We start from the raw sequence: 24,643 nt of genomic DNA, 5'->3' as shown, positions 1-24,643 counted from the left end.
GCAATTGATTCTCTACGGATTTCACGGTATGGTTTGGATAGTCATACAAAGAAGAAAGGATTCTTTTAGTGGTACAGCAAACTATTCCAACATGGCCGGTCCTGACACAGTATGAACAGGACCAACTGACTTGTGTCGCACTTCCGCTAGGCGGAATTGGGACTGGCAGTGTTGCGCTAGGCGGACGTGGAAATTTGTGCCAATGGGAAGTAATGAACCGTCCATCACACCATTTCATTCCTCTCAATACCTTTTTTGCCCTGTACACACGTACAGCAAGTGGTAAAAGTTGCACAAAAGTACTCGAAGGTCGCTTACAACCTCCATACGGAGGACCTCATGGCACACCAACACCAAATGCAGGCCTGCCACGTTTCCGTTTCTGTCAATTTGAAGCAGCGTATCCCTTTGGACAGGTTCTTCTCTCTGATCCTCATATGCCAGTCAACGTACGGCTTCAGGCATTTAATCCTTTCATCCCTACCGATGCAGAAAAAAGCGGACTCCCGGTTGCTATGCTGCGTTTTGTTCTGACAAATGCAAGTGATGAAGTTGTTACAAGCGCAATCTGTGGTAACATGCAAAACTTTGTTGGTTGGGATGGTGTTGCCGGAGCCCCTCAACAAAATAGGAACGACTATCGAAGAGGAAAGAGTATTCAGGGAATATATTTTTTCTCTCGTGGTGTCCATCCACTTGCCGAACAATTTGGATCACTGGCGCTAACAACGACAGCAAGTGAAGGTGTCAGCTATCGTACCGCCTGGGCGAAACTGGGCTGGAATGATACGCTTCTCGATTTTTGGGATGATTTCTCAACTGATGGTCAATTGGATGAGCGTGAACCGTCAGGTGTTGAAGATCCTCAGGGCTCACTTGCGATACGGCTCGATATTCCTCCCCATGAAGAACGTGCGATTACCTTTCTACTTACCTGGCATTTTCCTAATCGACAGACCTGGACACCACATATCCCGGCTGAAAATGACAAAGAATCAAGGAATGCGAATCATATTGGCAATTATTATACCACCCTCTCTCAGGATGCCTGGGATGTGGCTGTGCGTACTGCCGAACAATTACCCGTGCTGGAGGCCAAGACAGTAACCTTTGTGCGTACCTTCTGCGAAAGCTCGTTGCCTACCGTCGTCAAAGAAGCGGCCCTCTACAATCTAAGTGCCTTGCGTTCCCAGACCACATTTCGAACCGAGGATGGCTACCTCTTTGGCTGGGAAGGGTGTAATGATACCAGTGGAAGTTGTTATGGTTCCTGCACCCATGTATGGAACTATGAGCAGGCGACCGCATTTCTGTTTGGCAAGCTGGCACAAGGAATGCGAGAAGTCGAATTTCTCCATGGGACAAATGATGCGGGCCTCATGAGTTTCCGTATTAATCTCCCATTGGACCATGCAACGGAACACGGATTGGCCGCTGCTGATGGACAGATGGGCTGCATTATGAAACTCTATCGCGATTGGCAACTCTCTGGCGATCATTCCTGGTTACAGAAATTGTGGCCGAAAGCACGGCAGGCTCTCGAATTTTGCTGGCAACCAGGAGGATGGGATGCCGATCAGGATGGTGTAATGGAAGGGTGCCAGCATAACACTATGGATGTGGAGTACTATGGGCCCAATCCGCAAATGGGTCTCTGGTATCTGGGAGCATTGCGGGCGGCCGAGGAGATGGCTTATAGCCTCAAAGAACTTGAGTTTGCCAGGCGGTGCCACAAACTTTATAGTCAAGGCAGCCAATGGATCGATACGCATTTGTACAATGGAGAGTACTACGAACAAAAAGTGCACCCTCCATTGAATGAGGAAAGCATTGCACCCGGGCTACGTCTGGGTACAGGTGCACACAACCTGGCACATCCTGAGTATCAGCTGGGGGCTGGCTGTCTGATAGATCAACTGGTGGGTCAGTGGATGGCCCACATCTGTAACCTTGGCTATCTCGTTGAACCCAGCCATGTAAGAACAACATTATCCAGTATTATGCGTTACAATTTCCAAAAATCACTTGCTCAGCATCCTAACCACATGCGCACCTATGCTCTCAACGATGAGGCGGCGTTCCTGATGTGTAGCTACCCACATGGGGAACGACCCCAACAACCATTTCCATATTATAGTGAGGTCATGACTGGTTTTGAGCATACGGTCTGTACCCATATGTTATACGAGGGGTTCTCTGAGGAAGGTATTCGTGGAATAACTGCGGTCCGAGCGCGCTATACGGGAGGAAATCGTAATCCATTTGATGAAGCGGAGTGTGGTTCATATTATGCTCGTTCCATGGCAAGCTGGGCTGCAGTGCTTGCGCTTAGTGGCTTCCACTATTCGGCACTCAACGGAGGGGCAGTATATTTTGGCCAACCACAACGGGATGCAACATATTTCTGGTCAAACGGGTACGCCTGGGGCAATTGTACACTCCATCCTACTGAGAAAGAAGTAGAGGTAGTACTCAATGTTCTCTATGGGGAAATTACATTCCAACGCCTGATACTCACAGATTTTGGCGAAGGAAAGGGACCTGAAACTGGTATGCTGAAGCAAGGAGAGTCAATAGTGCTACAGGTAGCAAGAAACTAATGGCACCGACACACCGAAGGGTATACTTCATTTTTTGCAGACGTGAAAGAAAGAGCGTTGCGAGAAAAAGGTTGCCTTCTCCAACGTTTTTGCGTTTCACTATGAGTGACAAGGATGAGAAAGATGACAAAAGCGTAACCCGCCGCAAGCTGCTGTAATTGAAACCCAGGCGGAGAGGCGGGTTTTCGCCCTTGCTTGTTGCCCTACCGTCTTTTCTCCTGTATACTGCACCTAGTGCATTCTCAATAAAGGTGATCCGGGATATGGTATACTCAGAGCCATGAAAGCACACATTTTTGTCCGTGATCTGTCCGAACAGGAACAGAGGTCGCTCACCAGCGGGCTGCGTTCCTCGGATGCCTTTGTGCTTCGTCGCAGCCAGGTCTTGTTGGCCTCAGCTCGTGGGGAAACCGCTCCCGGCATCGCAAAGGCGCTCTCCTGCGACGAACAAACAGTTCGCCGTGCTATCCACGCGTTCAATCAGCAGGGGCGTTCCTCCCTGCAAGCTGGATCGAGTCGTCCCCACCATTTGCCAACTGTTCTGCGAGAAGATGTCACGGCCGAGATGTTCAAAACGGTGTTGCATCGTCCGCCTCGCGATTTTGGCTTCGAGACGAGCCTATGGACGCTCGATTTGCTCGTCCAGCAGGGTGTGCGCCTTGGCTGGATGGCACGGGAAGTCTCCATCGAGACGATGCGCCAAACGCTCTTGCGTCTGGGCATCAACTGGAAGCGAGCGAAGCATTGGATCACCAGCCCCGATCCGTTGTACCAGGAAAAAAAACGGCTCGCGACCGATTGTTGAGCTGGGTCTCGCAAGAGAAACAAGCCGCCAACTGGGCCATCGGTTTTTTGGACGAGGTGTGGTGGTCTCGTTTTGCGTTGCCTCGCACTCGTGCCTGGCAGACGAGCGATGACCCTGTTCACCTGGTGGAACAAACCTGGCAAAAGGCCGATTCCGATGCCAAAGCTCTGGCCTGTTATGGGGTCCTGTGGCAACGAGGTCCTGCCCAAGCCCCCATCCGCGACCAGATGTCCTTGCGCTTCGTCGATGGACGTCCAGTCAGTGACATCACGACGCAGTTTTTGGCCTCTTGCTGCACTGAATTGGAGCGCCTGGGCAAAACGGCGTGGTTGTTGATCTGGGATAATGCTCCCTGGCACTCCAGTAAGATCGTGCGCACATGGATCAGAGAGCAGAACCAGAAAGTCAAGAGCAAGGGCCAGGGCGTGCGTATCCTGCCACTGTTTCTGCCCAAACAGAGTCCCTGGCTCAATCCCATTGAACCCAAATGGGTCCATGGCAAGCGTGCCGTTGTGGAACCCAACGGGCTGCTCTCGGCCAAGCAACTGGCTGAGCGCATTTGCGCCTATTATCACTGCTCGTATGAAGCTCATTTATCACTCCCGGCAAAGGTCTCTTGAGAATGCACTAGGGAAAAGACAAGTGCATTGCAGTATCAGCGTGACGAGCACCGTGTCCATCTCATTATGTCTTATCTCATCTGGTGTCCTCGTCTCGGGAGGGGACAGTCAGAAAAGGAGCGACGTATGAAACCACTTATTAATTTAAGCAGGCCTGAGCACAATCGACACCTTGCTGGCTGTCTACCCTCCTTTGATGTCATCACCGCTCACGAGCAGGTGTTGTTGCTCCCCGCGCACGAAGCCTTGCATAGTTCCGAAACTCTAGCGAATCCTGACACTGTCAGGATTCGCTAGAGTTTCGGAACTATAATCACCCATATACACACTATTTCAACTATCTAGTTCCATCTCCCTCATGAGCCCAACCCCAGGGTCGCATCGCCGAGGATGGGTTGGTCACGTGGCTCTGCAACGCCCCCCAGAGGTGCGGTTTCCACCAGCGATGTGGAGAAGCACGCTTCATCTGGTTTGAGCACGCGCCCATGCAAGGTTGCTAGCCATTGCACCTGTTCGTGGGTCAAACACTTTAATCGTCTATCCAGAGGGTGCACCTGGAGCGACATGCCAGCGTGCTGCAGCCAGCGACGCAACGTTTTGGGGTCAATGGTCAACTGTTCACAACACGCAATCACAGAAAACAACGTCATGATAAAAACTCCTTTCAAATCACACAACAGACAGAGGGAATAGTCTTCAGGAATTCCCAGGGATATCCCCAGGATGCAAGGACATCACCCCACAGGGAGAAGTTGGTCCTCAAGAGCAAAGCGAGAGGATACTCTTTCTCGACGACGTTTCGTATGGTAGTAACAGGCCAAACTCCGATGGCACCTCCTCCAGCAGGACCAGGCCAACAGAAGTGGAGCATTGTGAGGGTGAGGCCAGAGAAGGTGCCCCAAAAGATGACGCACTTCTTGCCTGGTCAAGGGCAGGTAGCGTTCGTAGGGCATGGTGTTGTTTTGTCGCACCATCTGGTCCCCCTGGTTTTGGGCACAGATGCCTGCAAGAAAGGCTTGAGCGACCATCGCAAGCGTGATTGATCGGTACCATGCAGTCCAGGTCCGTACTTCATACTGATCCATCCTACTGTCTTTGGCGGTTTCAAAATCCTCTTCAACATGCCACCGGGCAGCAATCGCGTTGACCAGATCGGCTAAGGTGGTCCCGACCGGACCAAAGGCCACAGAGAAAACCGTATCCCGTGGATCGGTCACCAGGCGCCGAATGAGCATCCAGTGTTGTCCATCATCTTCACCGTGGTGTAATATCGGCAGGCAGACCCAGTCAAACCAGCGAGGCCCTTTCGTTCCGTCTCCCATTGAGAGGCGCTGCCACTCCTGAGGTTGGATGAAGCGCGCTCCTGCTTCCGCTACGGTCATGCGCATTCGTCCCGTAGGCGTCTGGATCTCGATGGGCTCTGTACACCGCACAGCCATGACAGAGAAGTAATGATGGGCCTGGAGCCAGTCCCGTAACGTTGCATTACTGCCATAGACACAATCTGCCACGACCCAGTTGACTGAGATCTGAGCCTGCCACACACGCTCAAGCATCATGCGTGCAAGTTCACACTTGGTGTGAAAACGCGTCACCTCAGGAATTCCCGCCTCACGACAGCGCTCGGGATCATCACACCACCGTTTGGGAATATACAGCTCACGATCCAACAATGTATGACCTTTTGCGCTCACGTAGGAGAGAAAAACGCCAACCTGGCAATTTTCCCGCTCGCCAGTTGTTCCACAATGTTGAATGTGCACGCCTGCTGATTTCTTGCCTCACTTGGGAAAACTGGTTTCATCGATCACCAGGATTGCTTGAGCCGTACCGATTTTCTCCAGAATGTACTCACGCAGGTCATCACGTACCAGATCAGCATCCCAGACGGCGCTGGCAAGCAAACGTTGCATGCCATCAGGTCGGAGTTCTCGAGCGTGTTCAGTCAATTGCCAGCCAGCCATTTTTGCGTGGGATATCACTCAGAAGTCCTTGGAGATAGGCGAGGACACGACGCCGGGGTTGCGGGCGGGCAAAACGAGGCGCAATACGTGCATGCAACCGTGCTAACTCTTGGGACCATCGCACCAGATCGAAAACGGTTGTTTCCTCTCCATGTCGTGTGGTATGGTGAGAATGCTTCATGATGTTCATCTTTCAGGAGTGACGCTCTGGGATGTTTTTCTACACACAGCATGTCACATATGTAAGAAGATGATTTTGGAGCTTTTTTTGTCCTCTTCAGAGTCATTCCTGCAGCGCTCAAACAAGTGCGGCTGTAGTGTGCATGGAAGCGTATCAGCATCTCTGCCTGGTGCAGGCTCAGATCTGTGAATTCTTCATGCTTTTGGTGGCATGGCGGCAATTGAACATTATATTTTACGCTGGTATCTTTGGCGATCTGGAGTGCTCCCTCTGAACGTTGTTCACTTTCTTGATGATGCTGCTGCCCATATCTTGCTCCGAAAAATCGGGGGCGGATATATATTCATGTATCGATTGTTCCTTGAATATTTTAATACTCTTCATTATCATAGATCCTCAGAAAGCAGTCAGAAAGGAACATGAGGCTGCATCAACGTATTGATTTCTTTTGGTCGTAAGAAAAGATGTGAATATGTTATGATCACACGTAGACAGAACAAAGAGAAAAAAGGAATGTGATGGTGAGAAGGAAGCAACAAAGGGGTCATGCAATTGTTATTGGAGGAGGCATGGCTGGCTTGCTCGCTGCCCGTGTCCTGGCAGATACCTTTCAGCAAGTAACAGTGCTAGAACGCGATGTGTATCCACACGATAGGCCCAACTTTCGACCAGGAGTACCACAAAGTCGACAACTTCATGTCTTACTCAGGTCGCTCGCTTGATAATCTTCGCCTATTGCGCTGCCAGGGCCGAACGTTCGACATAATTTCCAATTCTTCGCTTCCTGGCGAACTTTCAGCCAATGTACCAGGGTGACAGACAATCAAGCACGGTGAGGAATCCCTCCCGTCTCAAAGCTCTTTGACAAGGCGTACCTCGCGTATTGCAGTGCCTCTAAAGTCTGACTGGCGGATTGATCCGTCGGGGCGATAGCCAGCGGCCTTGTAAACCGCCAGCGCCCGGCGGTTCTGCTCGTGAACGAACAGGAATGCCTGTTTGCAACCGGCCGCGCGTAGCCCCTCGTGGGCAGCGCTCAGTAGCATGCGCCCAACGCCACGTCCTGCAGAGGCGGGGTGGACGAAGAGCAGGAACATCTCACCATCTTCGGGGTGCGCGGCGGTAAATCCCAGGACGCGCCCGGTCTTGTCTGCCGCGACGAGAAGCACATTCGGCGGGGCATGGTCAGCTACGAGTTGATCCCAGTCATGCGACACAAACATCGGCTTCTTCGCAAGTTCACCCAAGTACGTCCAGCCTGCCTGCACAGCCGCGTCGAACACAGCACCGATCGCTTGTGCGTCGTCGCTACGGGCGTGGCGCACTTCGATATCCAGTGACTCGAACTGCATGGAATCCTCCTTAGAAGGTGCGACTAGTGTGTAAATAACATCCGACAAGAACGATAAAGCATAGTAACCTTTCGTATTATACCGCTTCTGTTTATTTGAGTTGAAAAAATCCGCCCAGGATCGAACGTTCAGGCTCCTCTTCGCCTCGCCACCCGCATGCCAATGGATAAATCGTTGAGGAAAAAAGCAAGGTGAGGAGCAGCTTCTCAAACAATCAATGGGTGAATTACCTGCTCTTGGTTTTAGAACTTGCTACAGCTTGACCTTATTTCATACACATTCAGCGTGCTTGCTACCAGGGTGCGTTGGATCTTCCATGCCAGTGCCGCCTCAAGCGCATTCACAAGACCAACCATGTTGTCCTGGATGTCCTCAAATAATTCTCGCACACGGGAACCCGGCGCCCTTGTCCAGCTAACCGCCAGTTAAATGATCCCGGTGATAGGATACTTCTCACCAAGTTTCAAGAATGCATTGTCTCATTCGTCATATCAAGGTGTTCAATGAATAGACGAGAACCAATGTCCTCCTTGATAAACTCGGGGATACGCGTCAGGCGGTGGTGCGTGAGTACGTACGTTTCACCCATAGCCAGGAAGTAGCGCACGTGCCGTATGCAGACCGATGAAGCCTGCTTCACCAGTAATAAGGATCATCATGCTCTTCTCCTTACAATGAGAACTCGGTCACTTTTTCTGGCGTAAAATGTAGCGAAACCCGACCCTGCCCAAAGAGGAGTTCAACTGTTTGTGGGCGAGCGGCTTCATCTGGTACATAGCGTTGCACCAGTTGCTCAATATCCCGGCGCACTCTGCTCTGCTCCTCACAAATAGAGGCTTGTCCAGATAAGCTAACATAGCGATTGCCGTCAGGTACGCAGATCGCGATACGGGCGTCTCGACGTAGATTCTTTACTTTGCGTACATGAGTCAGGGTACTCATAATAATCGTGGCATCATCGCCTAGGACATACCACATCGTCGTCAATTGGGCACTCCCATCCGGGTTAAGCGTACTTAGCACCGCGTAATGTAACTCGTGCAAAAATTGTCTGGCCCAATCAGAAAGCTGACTTGTCATCGTTCTCTCTGCCTTTCATACTCGGTTCTCGTAACAAGCTACTACAAGAGTATAGTTGAAAGCAGGTAATCAGGGAATACAAAATATATCGAAGATATGCTATACTGCTTACAAAAGAGAAGGAATATTGGAAATATGGCTTTACAATCAGAAAGGCCACTTGATAGCACCGACTGGAAGCTTCTCCATGAGTTACAGCAGGACTCACGCCTCTCGGCGAACGAATTGGGACTTCGGGTCGGATTGTCTGCGCCGGCGACAGCAGCGCGCCTGCGTAAGCTGGAGGCGGCAGGGGTGATTACCGGTTACAGCGTCCAGCTCGATCCTGCAAAGCTAGGTATGCCCCTGCTGGCTCTGATCCATCTGCACTGTAACCACGGTTCATGCCTGCTACGGACTTCTACCCTGGAGGAATTTCCAGAAGTGCTGGAGTTGCATAAGCTCAGTAGCAGCCATTGCGTTGTCCTAAAAGTGGCTTTCTCTTCTATGCAGCATCTCGAAGCACTCAATCATCGCTTGAGTGCTCATGGGGCATTGGTTGTCCATCTCGTCACCTCCAGCATCTTGTCCCATCGCGTTATCGATTGGGAGATGTGCGACACCAACTTCGATCTTCCAAGCTATCCAGGGTGGAGCAAGTAAGAGAGGCACTGATCCGTGATCGGCTCGTTCCGTTTCTGAGGCTTCCCATATTCGACCTTCTTTATCCAATGCAGCACAACGAGCCTCGCCCTATGCCTATCAATATATTTTTCTGTTACGCTCACGAAGATGAAGCGTGGCTGAACACACTCAACGCTCACGTGATATCACCTTGTGGTGAAGCCAATCGTGAACGAGAATAACTATTTCAAGGAGATGGAGGCATTGGTATGATCATTATCCCTGAAGAACGCTTTGTGGAGTCGCCCTATATCGAGTGGGTCGCTCATGGATATACGGTTGCGGATGGTCTCACAATGCGTCCGGCAGGATATAACTGGCATCTCATCTTTACACGACACGAAGGTGTCCTGCGAACCCTGGTCGTGGGTGCATTGGAGGCGGCAAGGCCGCTCAGTTATGTGGCAGGTGCAGAGACCCTGTGGATAGGATTCAAGGTCGGGACGTATCTGTCCCATTTGCCTGCAACAGATACCCTCAATCGGGAGGTAACCCTGCCAGAAGGCCGTGGGGACCATTTCTGGTTGGAGGGTAACGTTTGGGAAATCCCAACCTTTGAAAATGCAGAGACCTTCGTGAAACATCTGGTGCGAACAGGTGCGCTGACCTGTGATCCACTCATAGATGCGGCGCTCCGAGGCGAACTGGCTCCCACTTCGGCTCGTACCCTACGATACCGCTTCCAACACAGCACCGGGCTAGGACAACATCACATCCGTCAGATAAAACGCGCTCAACGTGCCGGGGAACTCCTCCGCCAGGGGAATCCCATTGTCGACACTGCCCATGAACTGGGTTACGCCGATCAATCTCACCTGACCCACTCACTGAAGCGCTTTCTAGGCTCTACCCCGGGTTCGATAGTGGCTTCTCATGTCCTGCCAGGATAGTTTGCCGTTTTTTTCAAGACGTGAGTACCTCCCCTGGTGTAAGATGCAGATCCTGCTGACAACACTCGATTTCAGCAAATGAAAGAGATCAGTAGCAGGGAAATGTTTGTGTCGTTGGAATCCAAGGTCTGCTTCATCACACGCGGATCTCCGAGCGTCGGAGCCAGAGTTTTTCTGGCAGATCGCACTCAATCGAAACGCGATCGGGGAGTGGATGAATGGCTCCGCCCTACACGGTCGAATGCCAGGATCACTGTTCATCTCGTGCATGATTGCACTACTATGGAGGAAATACATGTCCGATCTTGTGTGTGAACTCATCATCAGTCTCGACGGCTTTGCCCGAGGGCTGCGTTCACCTGCTTATTATGGCTATTTTGGTCCCGATTTTGCCGACTGGATCAAGGCCAACACGGCGCTTCCGCATCGGATGCTCATCGGACGCCGGACCTACGAGGCACTGCAGGGAGTACCCGCCGAAGTACGAGACGAAGGATGGCAAAGGATGGCAACAACGCCAGGCTGGCTGTTCTCGCGCTCGCTTTCGGCGACAGACTGGCCAGAGTTGAAAATCGTCCGCGATGATGTGGTGGGCTTTGTGCGCGAACTGAAACGCACAGAGGGCCCCGAGTTGCGGACCCTGGGTAGCATGTCGCTGGTCCGGCAACTGCTCACGTCTGGCCTGGTGGATCGCCTCAAACTTGTCGTCTGCCCCCTGGTGCTCCCGCAAACGGGCAGTGAACCGACCTTTGACGGACTGCCAGACACCGGCTTCGACTTACTTTCATCCAGGGTTCTTGATGGGCGCGTCCTGCTTCTAGAGTATCGGCCAACAGGGGCACCGCCATCTACCCCTTAAGGAAAACTGCAACTCTTCTAGCCATCTTGTCCTGTTTGCGACCTCTTCCATGGACAAAATGACACCTATCCTGACCTCTTAGTCCACTTGAGACGAGAAGCACACGTCGGCAAGCGGATTGTCAGGGACAACAGCACTTGCGGTCAGGATAGGTGTTATAAACGTTTCTAAGAAATGAAGTCAAACGTTGACACATGGATGTTTTTCTGTGATGGTTCTGGCATGAAATGAAGTCAGTATGCAAGGCAACAAGGAATGAGCTATCGGACGGCGTTACGTCGGTTTTGAGCTGGAACGATCCAGGGCGATCAGGCTCCCTCCGGGAAAATAGTGGAGTGAGGTCAGAGACCCTGGAGCGGAGGCATGTGGGATCTCAACTGTTCTCTGGTCGTGTGTAGTCGGGTCCCCGACAGCCTGGTCACCATCTCCCCGTTGGCAATGCTCCGCTCGGCGAGATCGAGCACCACTACGAGATACACGCACCATAGAGGCTGGCGAATGTGGGCATCCGCGTCCAGATAAACAGTTCACAACCACCAGTCGCACACAGCAGAAATCCTACATTCCGCCAGATGTCAGTGAATGAGATGTTTCTGGTACTTGCGCCAAAGCAATTACACGTGGTTTCTCTCTTTTTTCTTAGCACCCAGGCAAGTGCACCGCAAAAGATCAATAGTAATAGAATAGCTAGTATGAGACCAGAAAGGAGGAAAGCTCCCCCAATAGCAACCAGGAACACCACACTTATTTCTCCGCATAGGAAAGCAAAAGCAGCAAAATTACTCAAAGACGGTGGAAGGATCTGGAAATCTAAAATAGTCTGGCGGAACTGGGAGATATTTAGTATCTTACTCATACTAGAAAGGGTAAAGACCAGGCCAATGACCACGCGACCAAAGGCCAGAAAGTAGAATGCAATCATATTCTAACCTACCTATGCAGAAGAAATGTGATAAGAAAAGTATACTTGTAAACTACAAAAAAGCATACATCATTGTGTATACATGTAATGTACATGTGGTAGACAAGATGAAGCCGGGCAGCTTTTGTCGATAATGTGGCCAATCAATAATGGAAGAGTCGAGGGGCGCGTGACCACATTGAAGCTGATGTCATATAGAGAATACGAACCAACAAGAAAGATGAGGGAGACCTATGTCTGTACGAAGAGCTGAAGGCCGTGATGTGACGGCAATGGTTGAATTAGCCGAACAACGACGGTTGCACTATCAGCGTTATCAGCCCACATTCTGGCGAAAAGCGCAAGATTCGCGCGAGCAACACATCCCCTTTCTAGAAAGTCTACTTAAGTGTGAGGATGTGCTCCTCCTGGTACATGAGAGCGCGGGAGAGATTGATGGTTTTATCATCGCCGATTTTGTCGCGGCACCTCCTGTCTACAATCCTGGTGGACCAACCTGCCGGGTCGATGACTTTTGCGTTGCGGAGGAGTCCCTCTGGGAAACGGTGGGCCGAGCACTGCTTGGTGAAGTGCTCAGGCTAGCCAGAGCGCGCGGTGCGGCGCAGAGCGTTGTCGTGTGTGCCCACCTTGACCAACCCAAGCGCGCCATGCTTGCTCAGTCAGGCTACAGCATTGCCTCCGAATGGTACGTGCGCGATCTTTCGCAGCTTTCCTGAGCTTGTCTCAGACATAGATGCTCACACTTTTTATTTTCTTCCAGAAGAGGTCGTTTCCTGCCTTTGGAGAACCTTTTGTCATTTGCGATGCGCCACATACAGGATAGCAAGATAACCTTTGGTGATGTGCCCATGATAGCGGGTATTGATCAAATCAGCGATATCGTGAAAGAGACTGTCGTGTTGGTGTTTCTCCAACGCCCTGTGGTTGGAATAGGTGTCTAGCAAGCGAAGATAGCTGGCTGCATCGTAGGTGATATCCCAGTGATATCGACGTACTGCCACATCATGAAAGAGACCTGTCTGTTCTATTTCTGTCTTAACTGTTTCCTGGACCTCATGGGGCCACAGTAATGGATTATAGCTCTCTCCCTGTTCAGGGACCAGTCGCTGATAGATCTGTTGCACTTCCTCAAAAAAACCTGCAGAAGCCTCATTCTGGACATGCAGATGCCAAAACAAGGCGATGGCTCCAGAAGGCTTGAGGGCTTGTGCTGTTTTCTGATAGGAGATAGCGGGGTCGATCCAATGGAAAGCGGTGGCGGAAAATACGAGATCAAACGCTTCCTCTTCCAATTGCCAGGCTTCAAACGCCCCTGTGTGTATGCTGATGAGAGGATACGCCGCCAGATTGTGGCGGGCAAGAGCAGCTAGATTGGCCCCAAGCTCAATGCTGAGTATGCGGTACCCCCGCCGTGCCAGAGGACGTGTTGCCTGCCCTGTTCCGCACCCAATTTCGAGGAGACGCCCATCAGGTGGGAGCGCTGAGAGCGTCACGATATCGTCAAAAAGGGTTTCAGGATAGCCTGGCCGAGCCTGATCATATAACAAGGCATCCTGGTCGAATGTGGTTCGCAGATATGTTTTGTCTTGTGTCATCTTGCCTTTCAGCTCCTGTTGATATCCAGATATTCTGAGAAGCGGCAACGCCTGCTTCTCTCTTGCGAAGGATTGTTTATGACAAGCGTACCGGATTTATGAATGAAATACAAGGTTTTGACGCATTGAGCATGCTAGAAAGAAACATGAGGCCGCATCAGAAAATTAATCTCTGGTGGTAGTAAGAAAAGATGTAAATATGCTATTATCATACATGGATAGAACAAAGAGAAAGAAGGGATAGTTGCGGGGAGCCGCATGGATGTTTTGTAAAGTGCTTCTTCTGGTATCGCACGGGTTTCAATCCGTTTATTGATTGTGCTGAGAAGCAAGGAGGGCCATAGATGGATCAACATTGGGATGATCTGGTTCACCAGTTTTGTGCTGTCTCTGATGGGCTTGGTATGCCTATTGATGACGAGATTTTTGAGATGGTCGTGGCGTTGAATGCGTTGGGAATTACCACCACAATGTCGTGTGCGGGTCATATTACCAGGGATGATGGCGATGTCCGCTATCCCTGGGTCGATTTTTCGGCGTCAGATGCCACGATTCAGCACCTTGATGCAGAGGAGCAGAAACTCCACAAGAAGGCGATGAAATGGCAAAAAAAGCTAACACGGGTGCGAAAGAAGGACGTAGCACGCGCAGAGAGGCGGGCATGTGAGGAGAAGTCCCATGCGGCCTGGCACGCGTATCATGCACTGGGACATCAACAGCGCAAGTTGCAGGTTCCTCTGCGCCAGCAAGTCGTTGCTTACCTGGTTCAGTTTTATGATGGTCGCAACGTGCCGTTTGACCGGCGTTTAACACTACGCGTGCTCTCAACCAATACGCGCATAGAGAGCCAGGGGGCGGCTGATTTCCATCTCTGTGAACCCCGTGACAGGCAAGTGCAAAAGCTGGCAGAATACCGGGATGAAATGCGTGACTTTACCGAGTTTCTGAAGAAAATATATATCTCACAACGCGCTGAAGGGGCTTCTGAATTGGAAAAAGCGGAAACTGCATCTCCTCACGCCTGAGAACGTGATGGGGTGTTTCATCACTTGACTTCTCGATCGCTTGCCCAGGGGTAGCTGGGAAGGTCTCCTTCACAAGATTGAAGCGACCTTCCCAGCCGTCACATAGAATGATGATTATCTCTCTTCGTCCAACCTCCATTGAGCAGGGGAACAGTTCCACTGCCGGTTCCGGCGATCCGGGCGACAAAAAGAGTGGTTCCCGCTACCGTATCGATCTCGTCCCATGTGACCATGGGGAGAGGAATTTTCAGTCGTCTGATCCAGGAAGCTTGTTCACCTTCCAGACGCTTGAGACTCAGATAGAGAAAAGGAACCGTTGGAGTGCCATGAACATAGGGACCTCGAAAGCGAACGCTATCGGTCTGTAGTGTTCGTTCCACTGGGACCTCAATGTCATAAGAGATAGAACTATCTGGATTCTGTTGCCCAGAATGAACGTTCTGTTGCCGATCCTGGAGGCCGAAGATCGTCGATTCTGGGAGATACGAAGTATCTGGTGGCTGCATGCAGGTCAACTGGAGCCGTACCGTCGCTGTCTCTGCCCTGGTTGCTGTCATGAAGAGTTCTCTTTCCTGGTTATTTGCGTGGTAAAACCTCCAGCAACGCTCCCAAAACACAGGAATGGAAATACCGCTGAAGATCAAATATTCCCTGCTCTACTCTGGTTCGTTAACAGGGCAAGCTCAAATTCCCCTCTCTTCTCTAGAGCGAAAGTATTGCTTTATGCCATGTATCACCTTAGTATACCACTCAGGTCGTGGTAATTAGCCGCAGGCTTTTTTGCTGTTCGTATCCTGCCAGGACGGCGGGAAGATAGCAGATCGGTGGCCCTGTTCTTCGCAAGATAATGGGGATAGGAAATGAGTATTGAGCTAGCCCTGGGTAGCGTCACATATATGACAGAAGGTGTCATCATTGAGCATTATACTGAGAAAGATCTCGGGTAGGTTTTGACTCATTTCAGTGGACGTGAGTGAGTTCCGTTCAAATAGTGCCTTTAGTGAAAGGAATGTGATATGGGCCATGCGGAGAGCAGAAAAATAGCTCTGGTGGCTGGTGCGACACGGGGGGCTGGTCGTGGCATTGCTGTTGAATTAGGGGCGATTGGAGCCACGGTGTATGTGACCGGTCGGAGTACAAGAGCCCGGCGCTCGGAGTACAATCGTGCAGAAACGATTGAAGAGACTGCTGATCTGGTCAATAAAGCGGGAGGACAGGGGATTGCTGTTCCAACTGATCACTTGGAAGTGGCGGCGGTGAAGGCTTTGATAGATCGTATTGAAGAGGAGCAGGGCCGCCTGGATATCCTGGTAAATGATATCTGGGGAGGGGAGGATTATATCGAATGGAATGTGCCGGTGTGGGAGCATTCCCTGGAAAAGGGGCTACGTATGCTCAATCTCGCTATAAATACCCATCTCATCACTAGTCACTTTGCCTTACCTCTTTTAATCAAGAACAAGCATGGATTAGTGGTGGAAGTGACTGATGGAACAGCCGAGTACAATCGAACGCATTATCGTCTGTCTGTATTCTATGATTTAGCCAAAGCCTCGGTAATTCGTATAGCCTGGTCTCTTGCAAAAGAGCTTCAGCCATATTCCTGTACAGCCGTTGCACTCACTCCTGGCTGGATGCGTTCAGAGATGATGTTAGATCATTTTCAAGTGACAGAAGCCAATTGGCGTGAAGCGACAAGGCAGGAGCCACATTTCATCATTTCAGAATCCCCTCATTATATCGGTTATGCGGTTGCTGCCCTGGCTCAAGATCCCAATGTTGCTCGTTGGAATGGGCAGTCGTTATCCAGTGGCCAGCTGGCAAAGGTCTATGATTTTCGCGATCTGGATGGATCACAACCCGATTGTTGGAAGTATGTGGTGGAAGTTCAAGACGCGGGCCTGCCTGCCAATGCCAACGGCTATCGATGAGGACAAACGAGGGAAGGGAGAACAATACGGGAACACTGGCCATCAACCGGTTGAGCCAGTGTTCCCGTATTGTTCTGTTATGATCATGTGTATCATGTGACAAGAGGTATCCACACATGCCATTTCGCTGAATTGCCTTCAGTCGGGTAATAAATTCATAGGCCAAAAAATAGGTTGACAGCGTAGATCAATTAGATTTCTATCTGTTCGCGTCTTATCAATCTTCAGAAACGCCACGATTAGGCAGGAGTAGACAATGCGTGACCACCTGTAAGCCCGAGAGGAGGACTCCTTATGAACTGTAGCTCTTGCAACACCGAACTCCCACAGGGAGCATCCCATTGCCCTCGATGTGGGGCTGCTACGCCATCCTTTTATGCATCATTGTCTAATCTTGATGATCCTACGGTTGTATCAGGATCAAACAATGAGGCATCGCAGTTCCAGTCAATGAATGATGCCTCAACTTCTCCTTATCAAAGTCCTGACATGCCTTCTACCATTCCCCCACCTCCACCAGGTAAGCAAACAAAGAACCGTACTGGAATGATCATCACAGGAGTTGTGCTCGTTTTACTGATCATCGGTGGGGTGCTTGCATGGCGGGTGTATTCGACACCTGGCCAGCTTTCCCCCTCAACTGTGAGCTCAACCAACACGACACAAGCTGCCCCCCAACACTTTCCCGCCCGAGGGAATGCGAAGCAGATCAATTACACGACAACTCATACGCAACAAGAGGGGAGCAATAAGATCGATAACCTCACGCAACACTGGACCATCTCTGGTGATATTGTGGGATCGTTTACGGCTGAAGAAGTGGTGACGACTTACAGGATAAGACGGCGAGTTTTACCGGCAAAGTGACCTGCATATGTACGGTCGCGAACAAAGCAGGGACAATCTTCTGGTCAGTGAAGGGCACGCAAAACGCTGATGGGAACTTCCAGGGCCAATTTTTCGATGTCTTGGGAGCCGGCGATCTCGCAAAGTTGCATGGTCAGGGAACCTTCCAGGGCCAGAAAAATGATTTTACTTATATCATGGATCTGTACTTTGATTTGTGAGTCTTGCCGTTCATGCATGAAACACGCAAGCCGTTCTTCTAGGTCTTGCGGTCTTCCCTTCGCCAGACAAGCGAGCGCTTCCCTATATATGGACAGGTGTCAAGTCCCAGACATAAAAATGCTAAGGGCCCATTTCCCTTCGTTACTGATGGTATTCGAAAGTGCTCTTCGGCAAGCACAGGCAGCCGCTTCGTCTCATCCATTAAGGAGTGGAAAGATCATCTCATCTTAGCAATCATGGAAGCGATGGACCAAACGCGCGTGATCCCGTGGGATGATCGAGAACGCGGACGGAAGCTGGCTGCCCAGCGTGATCCGTCCCTTCTCGTCATCACCACGTATCATCAAGGCGATGTATGCTCGCCCCCTGAGCTGTTCAATGGCTCAAGCTATCAAGCCCTTTTTGCGCATCAGGCGGATCGCCAGCAGAGCGACCCAACACCCGCTAACAATGAGGCCAATCCGTTCAATGAGTCCTGTTGGTCCTCCGTCTAACAATTTGGCAGTGAGCACGAAGGCGATATAAGAGGCGGCGACCAACAGACCAGTGGCAACCGAATACCAGGACCAGCCGCGCCTTCCGAGTGCCGCATCGCGCCGTGCCTGCACAAAGCAAGCCACAAGCAGCGAAGTGAACTGAAGCAGGCCAAAGAGGATATGAATGGTTCCGTGAATGGTTCGCGCGCTCGACGCTCCTGGTGGGTAACCGAGCTCCGGGTCGGGAAGGATAAACCCGATGATGATGAAGGTGAGGCCATAGATGCCGAGCAGAATCGGTCCCCAGGTGGAACCACGTTCTGTACGCAGGGCACGCCTCATCCCGATGGCAAAAGCGAGCAGGAGCGCTCCGGTGATGATGTAGTTTGTGATTTGCATCCACCCACCATTCCCCAGTTCGAGGTTGCTGTCAGGGACTATCCAGGCGTTGTAGCCGGGGCGTATAGCCCCAAGGAGCGCATATGCCCTATCCACCCGAAAAGATGGAGAGCATCTTCCAACAACTGGCGCTGCCCGGAGTGTGGGCCATGCTCAAGGAAACGTGAGCTCTCTCATTATCATTCCCATATGGTGAACAGTGATCGACGAACTTGCTTCAATGTTTTCAATTTCAATGTATAATATTCTTTTTATTGTTTTGTTTTTTTTGAATTTAGCTCTATGTAAAAAAAAGAAAATGACACTGGAAGTGCTTCATACATCCTAAAAAGCCGCTGAAATTGACAAGTGCAATACCATCTTGTATAGTGAGGGTACAACGTTGTACCTGTAGGTTACTAGCAATGTAATGCGGTGGTAAATACCTATAAAATGCGGTAAAGGAGTACCTCATGTTTACCAGACAGCGGATTCTCTGCAAGGCTGCTTTGAAGCACGTTCGCCGGACGTTTACCCTCACCTCTATCCTCTTTATTATCTTCAGTCTATGTATCATAGACACTGCACGAGTGTATGCAAACACTGGGGGTACGGTCGTATATACACCCACCTCCTCCAATGAAAGTATTGCCTATGCGCGTGTGCTACGTTTGCAGCATAGTGGCTCGGCCAATGGAACGCTGCTATCAACGTTTGAACACTGGACCACTGATGGTTCACCGGCCTCCTTCATCATCGAACAAAGTACAAATGATGGTCAATCGTGGCAGCAGATTGCTACTGTCGGTGATGGCGAAACGGGTGGCGACCATCCCTGGTCGCATATGTGGCAACCGGCACTGTTCGAGTTCCCACAGACGCTCGGTTCATATTCTGCTGGCACCTTGCTCCTGGTCGGGAATGTGGTGAATCTCGATGCATCTTTCACTCATTTTGAGAGCTGGCGCAGCACCGATCATGGAGTGCATTGGAGTTATGTTAGTACATTCCAGACGGGGGGAGCGGTAGGTAACCCGCAGGGAAGTGGCATCTGGGAACCCAATCTGCAGCTGGACAAAAATGGGAATCTGATCTGCTATTTCTCCGATGAGCGTCAAGCTTCAAGGTATAGCCAGTTGCTCGGTCATATTGTCTCGACTGATGGTGGAGATAGCTGGGGTTCAGAAACGCTGGATGTAGCCAGCGCCAACCAGAGCGATCGACCTGGCATGGTTACGGTTGTGAAGCTCCCGAACAGTACATACATTATGAGCTTTGAGATGTGTGGCTATGTCAATTGTGAAGTTCATATCAAAAAGTCCAGCGATGGCGACACTTGGGGATCGGATCCTGCCGACCTGGGAACACGTGTCCAGACCAGTGATGGCCGCTCCTTTGGGCATAGCCCTTATATGGTATGGAGTCCGGCGGGTGGCTCCAATGGAGAGCTCATCCTCGCAGCCCAGCGTGAATACTATACCAGTAACAATGGCACCACCCCTGAAGATTATCGAGCGCTGATGATCAATACCAACCTTGGCAATGGTGACTGGTCCTGGATGCCGGCGCCAGCTGTGCCTGCCAACACCTCATCAAACTGCAACACGAATTATAGTCCCGGCCTGGCCGTCTCTCTGGATGGAACAACGGTCCAACTGGTGACTCCTTCAAGCATTGGTAGTTCAGGCACCTGCGAAATTCGCTCGGGAAGCAGCAACGCGGCCATCATTCCTTATAGGGATCCCTTTGGTGGTGGTACTGATGCTGGTTGGAACACCTATCAAGGCATCTGGTCCGTCTCTAATGGCATCTATACTGAACAGTCTAGTTCCACAAATGGAGATAAATCACTGACCGGCTCCACTGGCTGGACCGATTACACGCTCCGCGGAGACGTCGAGCTTACAGACTCCAATAACGCCGGCTTTATGGTGCGAGTCAGCAATCCCTCCAATGGTGCTGATGCACAGAGTGGCTACTTTGTTGGGCTGGATAATAACAATGGGCAGCTCTTACTGGGCAAGCAAAATGATGCATGGAGTACCCTGCAAAGTGTTGCTGTCGATGGTGGTGTGTCACTCAATACCTGGTATCATGTCACCATCAAGGCATCTGGGTGTACATTTACCGTCTCCGCGCAACCTGATGGGGGAAGCACAACCTCGTTTAGCTATACCGATAGCAACTGCTTCATGTCAGGGCAGGTAGGTGTCCGTACCTGGAACACGAGTAGAGCAGCCTGGAAAAACATTTCGGTCAGTAGCATTTAGACGTCCAAGAGATATATTGTACTGTGCGCACATGAGCGTATTTGTCATCGTCTGAGAGTGTGTCTTACTCCCATGAAACCCATGGACCGCTAAGCATTGGTTTCGCGCCTTTGGCGCTCCAACGGTTTTACGTGTGGTGTCAAAAAGTGTTCTGTGAACACTTTTTGACACCACACGTAAAACCGTTGGATGGGCTCTTCAGGGCCCGAGTGTGGCTGTCTGTACGGAGAGTAAGACACATCCTAGGACAAAGGCATTGTTTCCTTTGTCCTAATTGTTCTTTCTTGTCCTGATCAACGATATGCCTCTGCCTGGAGGTTAAAAAGCTCTGCATACTGCCCATCAAGCTTGAGCAAATCCTGATGGGAGCCACTTTCAATGATCGCACCATTATCAAGCAGAAAGATACGATCAGCCAGGCGAACAGTACTGAAACGATGGCTGATAAAGAGTGTGGTTTTCTCACTGGTCAGACTGTGAAAACGGGTAAAGATATCATACTCCGATTTTGCGTCAAGCGCACTGGTTGGCTCATCAAGCACCAGGATAGGCGCGTCACGGATAAAAGCGCGCGCCAGGGCAATTTTCTGCCACTCCCCTCCGCTCAGTTGAACGCCATTGCCAAACCAGTGTCCAAGTAGTGATTGATAGCCATCGTCCAGCCGCGAGATGACCTCATCCGCTCCGCTTTTTTGCGCTGCCGCCCTCACGGTTGAACGATTATCAAATTCAGAAACCTTCCCAACACCGATATTCTCTTGTACCGTGAGGTTATACTTGACAAAGTCCTGGAAAATCACGCCAATATGCTCACGCAGCTCGTAAATACTATATGCTTTGACATTTTTGCCCCCGATGAGAACTTCTCCCTCATCAGGATCGTAAAGCCGGGTGAGGAGCTTGACCAGCGTCGTTTTTCCGGCACCGTTGCGACCTACCAGGGCAATTGTTTCCCCGGCCCTAAGCAGAAAGCTCACATTTTTCAGCGCTGGCTCCGTTTTACCTGGATACGTGAAACTCACATTGCGGAACTCGATACTCAACCCACTCTGTTGCACGGGGACTGCGATTGGCTCAGGATCGAGGGGAGAGACAATCTTGGGTTGGTAGGTAAGAAATGTGAAGAGGTTATCAATATACAGAGTGTGTTCGTACATACTGGTAAGACCATTCAAGGCATTTTGAAACTGTTGCCCCGCTTGGGTTACCGCCAGCGTGAATTGCGAGAGGGCGCCAAGTGAAATGATACGGAGTACGGCGAGATAAGCAATGTACAGATACATTATTGAGTTGGCAATAACGGACAGCGCCGTCCAGAAGAAATTGCTGAAACTGCGCACCGCCTGTAAGCCTCTGTTCTGGTAATAGAATTTATCCGCCAGGTCTTTGTAGCGCTTGGTAAAGAACGCACCAAGATTGAACAATTTGACCTCTTTATTATATTCATCCGTCGTCATCACGGAGTTCAAGTAGAGCTGCTGACGTTTTTCTGGGGATTGCCAGCGTAACATCCAGTAGTTTTTCAAGCCAAAATACGCATTTGCGATGAACGAAGGGATAGGGATCACAAGGCCAACTAGAGCAATCCACCAGGATAACCTGAACAGGAAGGCACAGAGGGAAAGGAGTGTCACCACTGTTTGGCATAAATTGAAGGTCTGGGTGATCATGGTGATCGGTCTGTTTTGTGATTCCTGAGAGGCATAACGTAATGTATCGTAAAAGTCCGGATCCTCAAAAAATGAGAGATCGAGAGTATCAGCTTTCTGCAAAATCATCAGTTGAATATGACTGGAAACGCGATCTTGCAGCAATGCCTGGATAAGTGAATCCAGATTCAGAAGCAGTTGATTGAGTAGACTTATAATTAATTGTAAGATCACAGGAAACCAGATCGGATCAAGTGTTTGATGCGTAATGGCCTCAAGCGTTCTATCAATCAAGAGGCCTACTAGAATGACCTGAGCAACAGGAACGAATGCACTGAGCAAGGTGACGAATGCCATAGCGAGGAGTAGCCACGGATGGGCATCCCAGACCAGGCCCAGGACACGAGGTAGTATCTTGAAAGATGTAAAAAGCTTTTTGAGGCGAAATTTCTCATCATCTTCTATGTGAGGAGATCGGCGTGGTGGGCCTCCAGGATTAATGATCATCATCGTTCGGGCTCTCACTTTCTGTTTGTAGGAAGATCGTTACTTCAATGATCTCCAGGGTGTCAGGCCGGGCCAGGATGATTAACTGATGTGCTTTATCAAGGTCAGTGAAACAAAAACGACAAACGTTCACTCCCCGGTAGTACACTATCAGGTCTGGTTGAATGATGCGACGCTTCGCCTGAGCAAGAAATTGGCGAATGACCGGGTGAGAAGAAACGGTACAAAGAAGCTCACCGGCACCAACCGAGAAGTGACATCCACAATAGGAACAGGTCAGCTTCAACTGGATTGAGCAGGGTTGCCCGATAGGCGTGTCTCGCCCAAGTAACGCTACCTGAATGGGTTGTGCACAGAGAAAACAAGGATATTGATCTGACATTAAGGCTTGAAGTAAATAGGGCCCTAGTTGCTGATGATGGTGCCTATTGAGCTGTTTTATGGCTGGCTTCAGGGACCGACGCCCTTGCAGGAGTTCATCCGATGCAGGAGAGATATATCTCATAATATCCTTTCCACTTTTCGTTGAGCACCTGGGACAACGCATTCTCAACGCCCTTTCCCCTCCTGGTTCACCGTTTTCAAGAGAGCCGCGAAGCCGATGTAGTCCACAAAATGGGCACCATTCACCGGTTTCTTGCCAGCCAGCCGAAAGGTCTGGATCGATAGGAAAACCACATGCTTCAGCCTCATGCCGCAGTTGGGTATTGAGAATTGCTCGTAGCTGTTGGCGCACACGATGGAAGCGTACCCGCAACGTTTTTACTGAGAGACCCAGTCTTTGCGCAACTTGCTGTGCCGAGAGATGAGTAAAATAAAGTAAAACAAACATCTCTCGTGTTTTTTCGGGTAGCATTGCTAATGCTCGATTGAGAAGTGCAATTGTCTCCTTACGACATAGTTCTTCCCACGGATCGAATGCGAAGGAGTCAGCTTCAAGATTGCTGTTCTCTCGTTCAAAAATATCGGTTCTGAAAGGAGAGAGAGAATAGTCTCGTCGCTCGCCCTGGTAGTGTCTTCGCAAATATAGAGAGCATTGGTTGCGACAGATGCTTTCCAACCAGCCTGAAAGCTTTTCGGCATCACGTAGCTGGTGAATATGCAGCCATGCAGCAACAAAGGTATCCTGCACAATATCCTCACAGTGATCCTGGGGAATTCCGTGTTTTCTCGCTATCCGTAAAAGGCGAGGCCAGATGAGTGTAAAACAGCTTTCCAGATGAATACATAGGGCTGAGGAGCTTTCTTTGTGGAACGATGTTTTTCTATGCTGAAGCTCCTCGTTGAAGTATGCTATGGATCCTACCTCTGACATAACGATTTGTATCCTTTCTGTACTCTTTCTCTTTGTAAAGATGCATCTTTATATCATTTGATTACAAAAAATTAGAAGAAGCTTGAATATTGGGAAATGGTAAGGAAAGGGCCACATCCAAGCAACCTTTGGGTGCTCGCTGTGGCCTTTCGCGAAGATGGGGTATGTGGCGCAATGGAACAGAAAAGTGGTTGAGGGGATAGTGGTAAAAAAGAGTAAAATGCAAAGGAACAAATGAATTGCCTGCTCTTTTTGCGCAAGTGTCACGATGTATGGTTCTTTGTCAGGTCGACCATTGTCCGAAACGGGTGATGCTGACTAGTTAAAAAAACTGGTAATTTGTAATGTGAAATGATACATGCCATATAAATAAATATTTGTAGTGTACCAGGGGAGATAAATGGGTGATATTTGTAGTACGGATATATTGATGTTCCTTAGAACGAGAGAGGGATGGAGGACCACTCCAACCCTGATCATTCTTCGCTTGCTTTAT

The 24,643-nt window shown here is 50.3% G+C and carries 22 protein-coding genes and 2 pseudogenes; 13 read left to right on the top strand and 11 right to left on the bottom strand.

Annotated features, from left to right (window positions below; all coding sequences use genetic code 11):
* Positions 1–68: 68 nt before the first annotated feature.
* The 4 genes from EL633_RS24090 (at position 69) to EL633_RS36725 (ending at position 4,322) form a co-directional block, all read left to right on the top strand.
* Positions 69–2,600, top strand: a complete 2,532-nt coding sequence (locus tag EL633_RS24090; protein WP_126629839.1) for a GH116 family glycosyl-hydrolase — start codon at positions 69–71, stop codon at positions 2,598–2,600.
* Positions 2,601–2,880: 280 nt separating this feature from the next.
* Positions 2,881–3,405, top strand: coding sequence for a helix-turn-helix domain-containing protein (locus tag EL633_RS24085; protein WP_126626405.1), 525 nt, complete (start codon positions 2,881–2,883; stop codon positions 3,403–3,405).
* Positions 3,345–4,025 (top strand): transposase, encoded by a 681-nt coding sequence (locus EL633_RS24080; protein WP_246039092.1) that lies wholly within the window; start codon positions 3,345–3,347, stop codon positions 4,023–4,025. The genes EL633_RS24085 and EL633_RS24080 overlap by 61 nt, the downstream gene beginning before the upstream one ends.
* A 126-nt stretch (positions 4,026–4,151) precedes the next feature.
* Complete coding sequence (locus tag EL633_RS36725; RefSeq protein ID WP_161982392.1) at positions 4,152–4,322, top strand: hypothetical protein; 171 nt, start codon at positions 4,152–4,154, stop codon at positions 4,320–4,322.
* A 59-nt stretch (positions 4,323–4,381) separates the two neighbouring features.
* On the opposite strand, the gene EL633_RS24075 is transcribed toward EL633_RS36725, so the two are convergent.
* The 3 genes and pseudogenes from EL633_RS24075 to EL633_RS37640 form a co-directional block, all read right to left on the bottom strand.
* The gene (locus EL633_RS24075) at positions 4,382–4,675 is read right to left on the bottom strand and encodes a hypothetical protein (RefSeq protein ID WP_126629838.1); all 294 of its coding nucleotides are present in this window, start codon (positions 4,673–4,675) and stop codon (positions 4,382–4,384) included.
* Positions 4,676–4,759: 84 nt separating this feature from the next.
* Positions 4,760–5,938, bottom strand: a pseudogene (locus EL633_RS24070) (IS701 family transposase).
* A gap of 28 nt (positions 5,939–5,966) precedes the next feature.
* Positions 5,967–6,170 (bottom strand): hypothetical protein, encoded by a 204-nt coding sequence (locus EL633_RS37640; protein ID WP_246039242.1) that lies wholly within the window; start codon positions 6,168–6,170, stop codon positions 5,967–5,969.
* A 518-nt stretch (positions 6,171–6,688) separates the two neighbouring features.
* On the opposite strand from EL633_RS37640, the pseudogene EL633_RS24065 reads away from it, so the two are divergent.
* Positions 6,689–6,877, top strand: a pseudogene (locus EL633_RS24065) (NAD(P)-binding protein); the annotation flags it as partial.
* Positions 6,878–7,021: 144 nt separating this feature from the next.
* On the opposite strand, the gene EL633_RS24060 reads toward EL633_RS24065, so the two are convergent.
* Both EL633_RS24060 and EL633_RS24055 read right to left on the bottom strand, forming a co-directional pair.
* Positions 7,022–7,519, bottom strand: coding sequence for a GNAT family N-acetyltransferase (locus EL633_RS24060; RefSeq protein ID WP_126629836.1), 498 nt, complete (start codon positions 7,517–7,519; stop codon positions 7,022–7,024).
* A 669-nt stretch (positions 7,520–8,188) separates the two neighbouring features.
* Positions 8,189–8,599 carry a pyridoxamine 5'-phosphate oxidase family protein gene (locus tag EL633_RS24055; RefSeq protein ID WP_126629835.1) on the bottom strand — a complete coding sequence of 137 codons (411 nt, stop codon included), beginning with the start codon at positions 8,597–8,599 and terminating at the stop codon, positions 8,189–8,191.
* Positions 8,600–8,734: 135 nt separating this feature from the next.
* Here EL633_RS24055 and EL633_RS24050 point away from each other — a divergent pair, with 135 nt between their 5' ends.
* The 3 genes from EL633_RS24050 to EL633_RS24040 all read left to right on the top strand — a co-directional run bounded on the left by EL633_RS24050 (position 8,735) and on the right by EL633_RS24040 (position 11,011).
* Entirely contained in the window at positions 8,735–9,241 is a 507-nt protein-coding gene (locus tag EL633_RS24050) for an Lrp/AsnC family transcriptional regulator (RefSeq protein WP_126629834.1), read from the top strand.
* A 230-nt stretch (positions 9,242–9,471) separates the two neighbouring features.
* Positions 9,472–10,152 (top strand): helix-turn-helix domain-containing protein, encoded by a 681-nt coding sequence (locus EL633_RS24045; RefSeq protein ID WP_126629833.1) that lies wholly within the window; start codon positions 9,472–9,474, stop codon positions 10,150–10,152.
* A gap of 295 nt (positions 10,153–10,447) precedes the next feature.
* Positions 10,448–11,011, top strand: coding sequence for a dihydrofolate reductase family protein (locus tag EL633_RS24040; protein ID WP_161982391.1), 564 nt, complete (start codon positions 10,448–10,450; stop codon positions 11,009–11,011).
* A 466-nt stretch (positions 11,012–11,477) separates the two neighbouring features.
* On the opposite strand, the gene EL633_RS24035 is transcribed toward EL633_RS24040, so the two are convergent.
* On the bottom strand, positions 11,478–11,933 hold the full coding sequence (locus EL633_RS24035) for a MauE/DoxX family redox-associated membrane protein (protein ID WP_126629831.1): 456 nt from the start codon (positions 11,931–11,933) through the stop codon (positions 11,478–11,480).
* 233 nt (positions 11,934–12,166) lie between these two features.
* Between EL633_RS24035 and EL633_RS24030 the strand changes: the two genes are divergently transcribed.
* Positions 12,167–12,649, top strand: coding sequence for a GNAT family N-acetyltransferase (locus tag EL633_RS24030; protein WP_126629830.1), 483 nt, complete (start codon positions 12,167–12,169; stop codon positions 12,647–12,649).
* Positions 12,650–12,727: 78 nt separating this feature from the next.
* Here EL633_RS24030 and EL633_RS24025 read toward each other — a convergent pair whose 3' ends face one another.
* Positions 12,728–13,528, bottom strand: a complete 801-nt coding sequence (locus EL633_RS24025; protein WP_126629829.1) for a class I SAM-dependent methyltransferase — start codon at positions 13,526–13,528, stop codon at positions 12,728–12,730.
* 344 nt (positions 13,529–13,872) lie between these two features.
* On the opposite strand from EL633_RS24025, the gene EL633_RS24020 reads away from it, so the two are divergent.
* On the top strand, positions 13,873–14,553 hold the full coding sequence (locus tag EL633_RS24020; RefSeq protein ID WP_126629828.1) for a hypothetical protein: 681 nt from the start codon (positions 13,873–13,875) through the stop codon (positions 14,551–14,553).
* Between the two features lie 98 nt (positions 14,554–14,651).
* Here EL633_RS24020 and EL633_RS24015 read toward each other — a convergent pair whose 3' ends face one another.
* Complete coding sequence (locus EL633_RS24015; RefSeq protein ID WP_126629827.1) at positions 14,652–15,110, bottom strand: DUF5990 family protein; 459 nt, start codon at positions 15,108–15,110, stop codon at positions 14,652–14,654.
* Between the two features lie 459 nt (positions 15,111–15,569).
* Between EL633_RS24015 and EL633_RS24010 the strand changes: the two genes are divergently transcribed.
* Positions 15,570–16,484, top strand: coding sequence for an SDR family oxidoreductase (locus EL633_RS24010; RefSeq protein WP_126629826.1), 915 nt, complete (start codon positions 15,570–15,572; stop codon positions 16,482–16,484).
* 294 nt (positions 16,485–16,778) lie between these two features.
* Positions 16,779–17,351 carry a flagellar basal body-associated FliL family protein gene (locus tag EL633_RS24005; protein ID WP_126629825.1) on the top strand — a complete coding sequence of 191 codons (573 nt, stop codon included), beginning with the start codon at positions 16,779–16,781 and terminating at the stop codon, positions 17,349–17,351.
* A gap of 584 nt (positions 17,352–17,935) precedes the next feature.
* Here the strand turns inward: EL633_RS24005 and EL633_RS24000 are convergent.
* Positions 17,936–18,523 (bottom strand): DUF998 domain-containing protein, encoded by a 588-nt coding sequence (locus EL633_RS24000; protein ID WP_126629824.1) that lies wholly within the window; start codon positions 18,521–18,523, stop codon positions 17,936–17,938.
* 356 nt (positions 18,524–18,879) lie between these two features.
* Here EL633_RS24000 and EL633_RS23995 point away from each other — a divergent pair, with 356 nt between their 5' ends.
* Positions 18,880–20,676 (top strand): 3-keto-alpha-glucoside-1,2-lyase-like domain-containing protein, encoded by a 1,797-nt coding sequence (locus EL633_RS23995; protein WP_126629823.1) that lies wholly within the window; start codon positions 18,880–18,882, stop codon positions 20,674–20,676.
* A gap of 293 nt (positions 20,677–20,969) precedes the next feature.
* Here EL633_RS23995 and EL633_RS23990 read toward each other — a convergent pair whose 3' ends face one another.
* Both EL633_RS23990 and EL633_RS23985 read right to left on the bottom strand, forming a co-directional pair.
* Positions 20,970–22,835 carry an ABC transporter ATP-binding protein gene (locus EL633_RS23990; RefSeq protein ID WP_126629822.1) on the bottom strand — a complete coding sequence of 622 codons (1,866 nt, stop codon included), beginning with the start codon at positions 22,833–22,835 and terminating at the stop codon, positions 20,970–20,972.
* Positions 22,822–24,147 (bottom strand): RNA polymerase sigma factor, encoded by a 1,326-nt coding sequence (locus tag EL633_RS23985; RefSeq protein ID WP_126629821.1) that lies wholly within the window; start codon positions 24,145–24,147, stop codon positions 22,822–22,824. The genes EL633_RS23990 and EL633_RS23985 overlap by 14 nt, the downstream gene beginning before the upstream one ends.
* Between the last annotated feature and the right edge of the window lie 496 nt (positions 24,148–24,643).

Origin of the sequence: Dictyobacter alpinus, from assembly GCF_003967575.1 — a bacterium.
Taxonomy (GTDB): Bacteria; Chloroflexota; Ktedonobacteria; order Ktedonobacterales; family Ktedonobacteraceae; genus Dictyobacter; species Dictyobacter alpinus.
This window is presented reverse-complemented; position numbering and strand designations above follow the sequence as displayed.

Coding starts and splice junctions, on each gene's coding strand:
- EL633_RS24085 (WP_126626405.1), top strand. CDS start 2,881: ATGAAAGCACACATTTTTGTCCGTGATCTGTCCGAACAGGAACAGAGG.
- EL633_RS36725 (WP_161982392.1), top strand. CDS start 4,152: ATGAAACCACTTATTAATTTAAGCAGGCCTGAGCACAATCGACACCTT.
- EL633_RS23990 (WP_126629822.1), bottom strand. CDS start 22,835: ATGATGATCATTAATCCTGGAGGCCCACCACGCCGATCTCCTCACATA.
- EL633_RS24040 (WP_161982391.1), top strand. CDS start 10,448: ATGTCCGATCTTGTGTGTGAACTCATCATCAGTCTCGACGGCTTTGCC.
- EL633_RS37640 (WP_246039242.1), bottom strand. CDS start 6,170: ATGAAGCATTCTCACCATACCACACGACATGGAGAGGAAACAACCGTT.
- EL633_RS24075 (WP_126629838.1), bottom strand. CDS start 4,675: ATGACGTTGTTTTCTGTGATTGCGTGTTGTGAACAGTTGACCATTGAC.
- EL633_RS23995 (WP_126629823.1), top strand. CDS start 18,880: ATGTTTACCAGACAGCGGATTCTCTGCAAGGCTGCTTTGAAGCACGTT.
- EL633_RS24010 (WP_126629826.1), top strand. CDS start 15,570: ATGGGCCATGCGGAGAGCAGAAAAATAGCTCTGGTGGCTGGTGCGACA.
- EL633_RS24015 (WP_126629827.1), bottom strand. CDS start 15,110: ATGACAGCAACCAGGGCAGAGACAGCGACGGTACGGCTCCAGTTGACC.
- EL633_RS24055 (WP_126629835.1), bottom strand. CDS start 8,599: ATGACAAGTCAGCTTTCTGATTGGGCCAGACAATTTTTGCACGAGTTA.
- EL633_RS24025 (WP_126629829.1), bottom strand. CDS start 13,528: ATGACACAAGACAAAACATATCTGCGAACCACATTCGACCAGGATGCC.
- EL633_RS24020 (WP_126629828.1), top strand. CDS start 13,873: ATGGATCAACATTGGGATGATCTGGTTCACCAGTTTTGTGCTGTCTCT.
- EL633_RS24045 (WP_126629833.1), top strand. CDS start 9,472: ATGATCATTATCCCTGAAGAACGCTTTGTGGAGTCGCCCTATATCGAG.
- EL633_RS23985 (WP_126629821.1), bottom strand. CDS start 24,147: ATGTCAGAGGTAGGATCCATAGCATACTTCAACGAGGAGCTTCAGCAT.
- EL633_RS24005 (WP_126629825.1), top strand. CDS start 16,779: ATGAACTGTAGCTCTTGCAACACCGAACTCCCACAGGGAGCATCCCAT.
- EL633_RS24060 (WP_126629836.1), bottom strand. CDS start 7,519: ATGCAGTTCGAGTCACTGGATATCGAAGTGCGCCACGCCCGTAGCGAC.
- EL633_RS24030 (WP_126629830.1), top strand. CDS start 12,167: ATGTCTGTACGAAGAGCTGAAGGCCGTGATGTGACGGCAATGGTTGAA.
- EL633_RS24035 (WP_126629831.1), bottom strand. CDS start 11,933: ATGATTGCATTCTACTTTCTGGCCTTTGGTCGCGTGGTCATTGGCCTG.
- EL633_RS24050 (WP_126629834.1), top strand. CDS start 8,735: ATGGCTTTACAATCAGAAAGGCCACTTGATAGCACCGACTGGAAGCTT.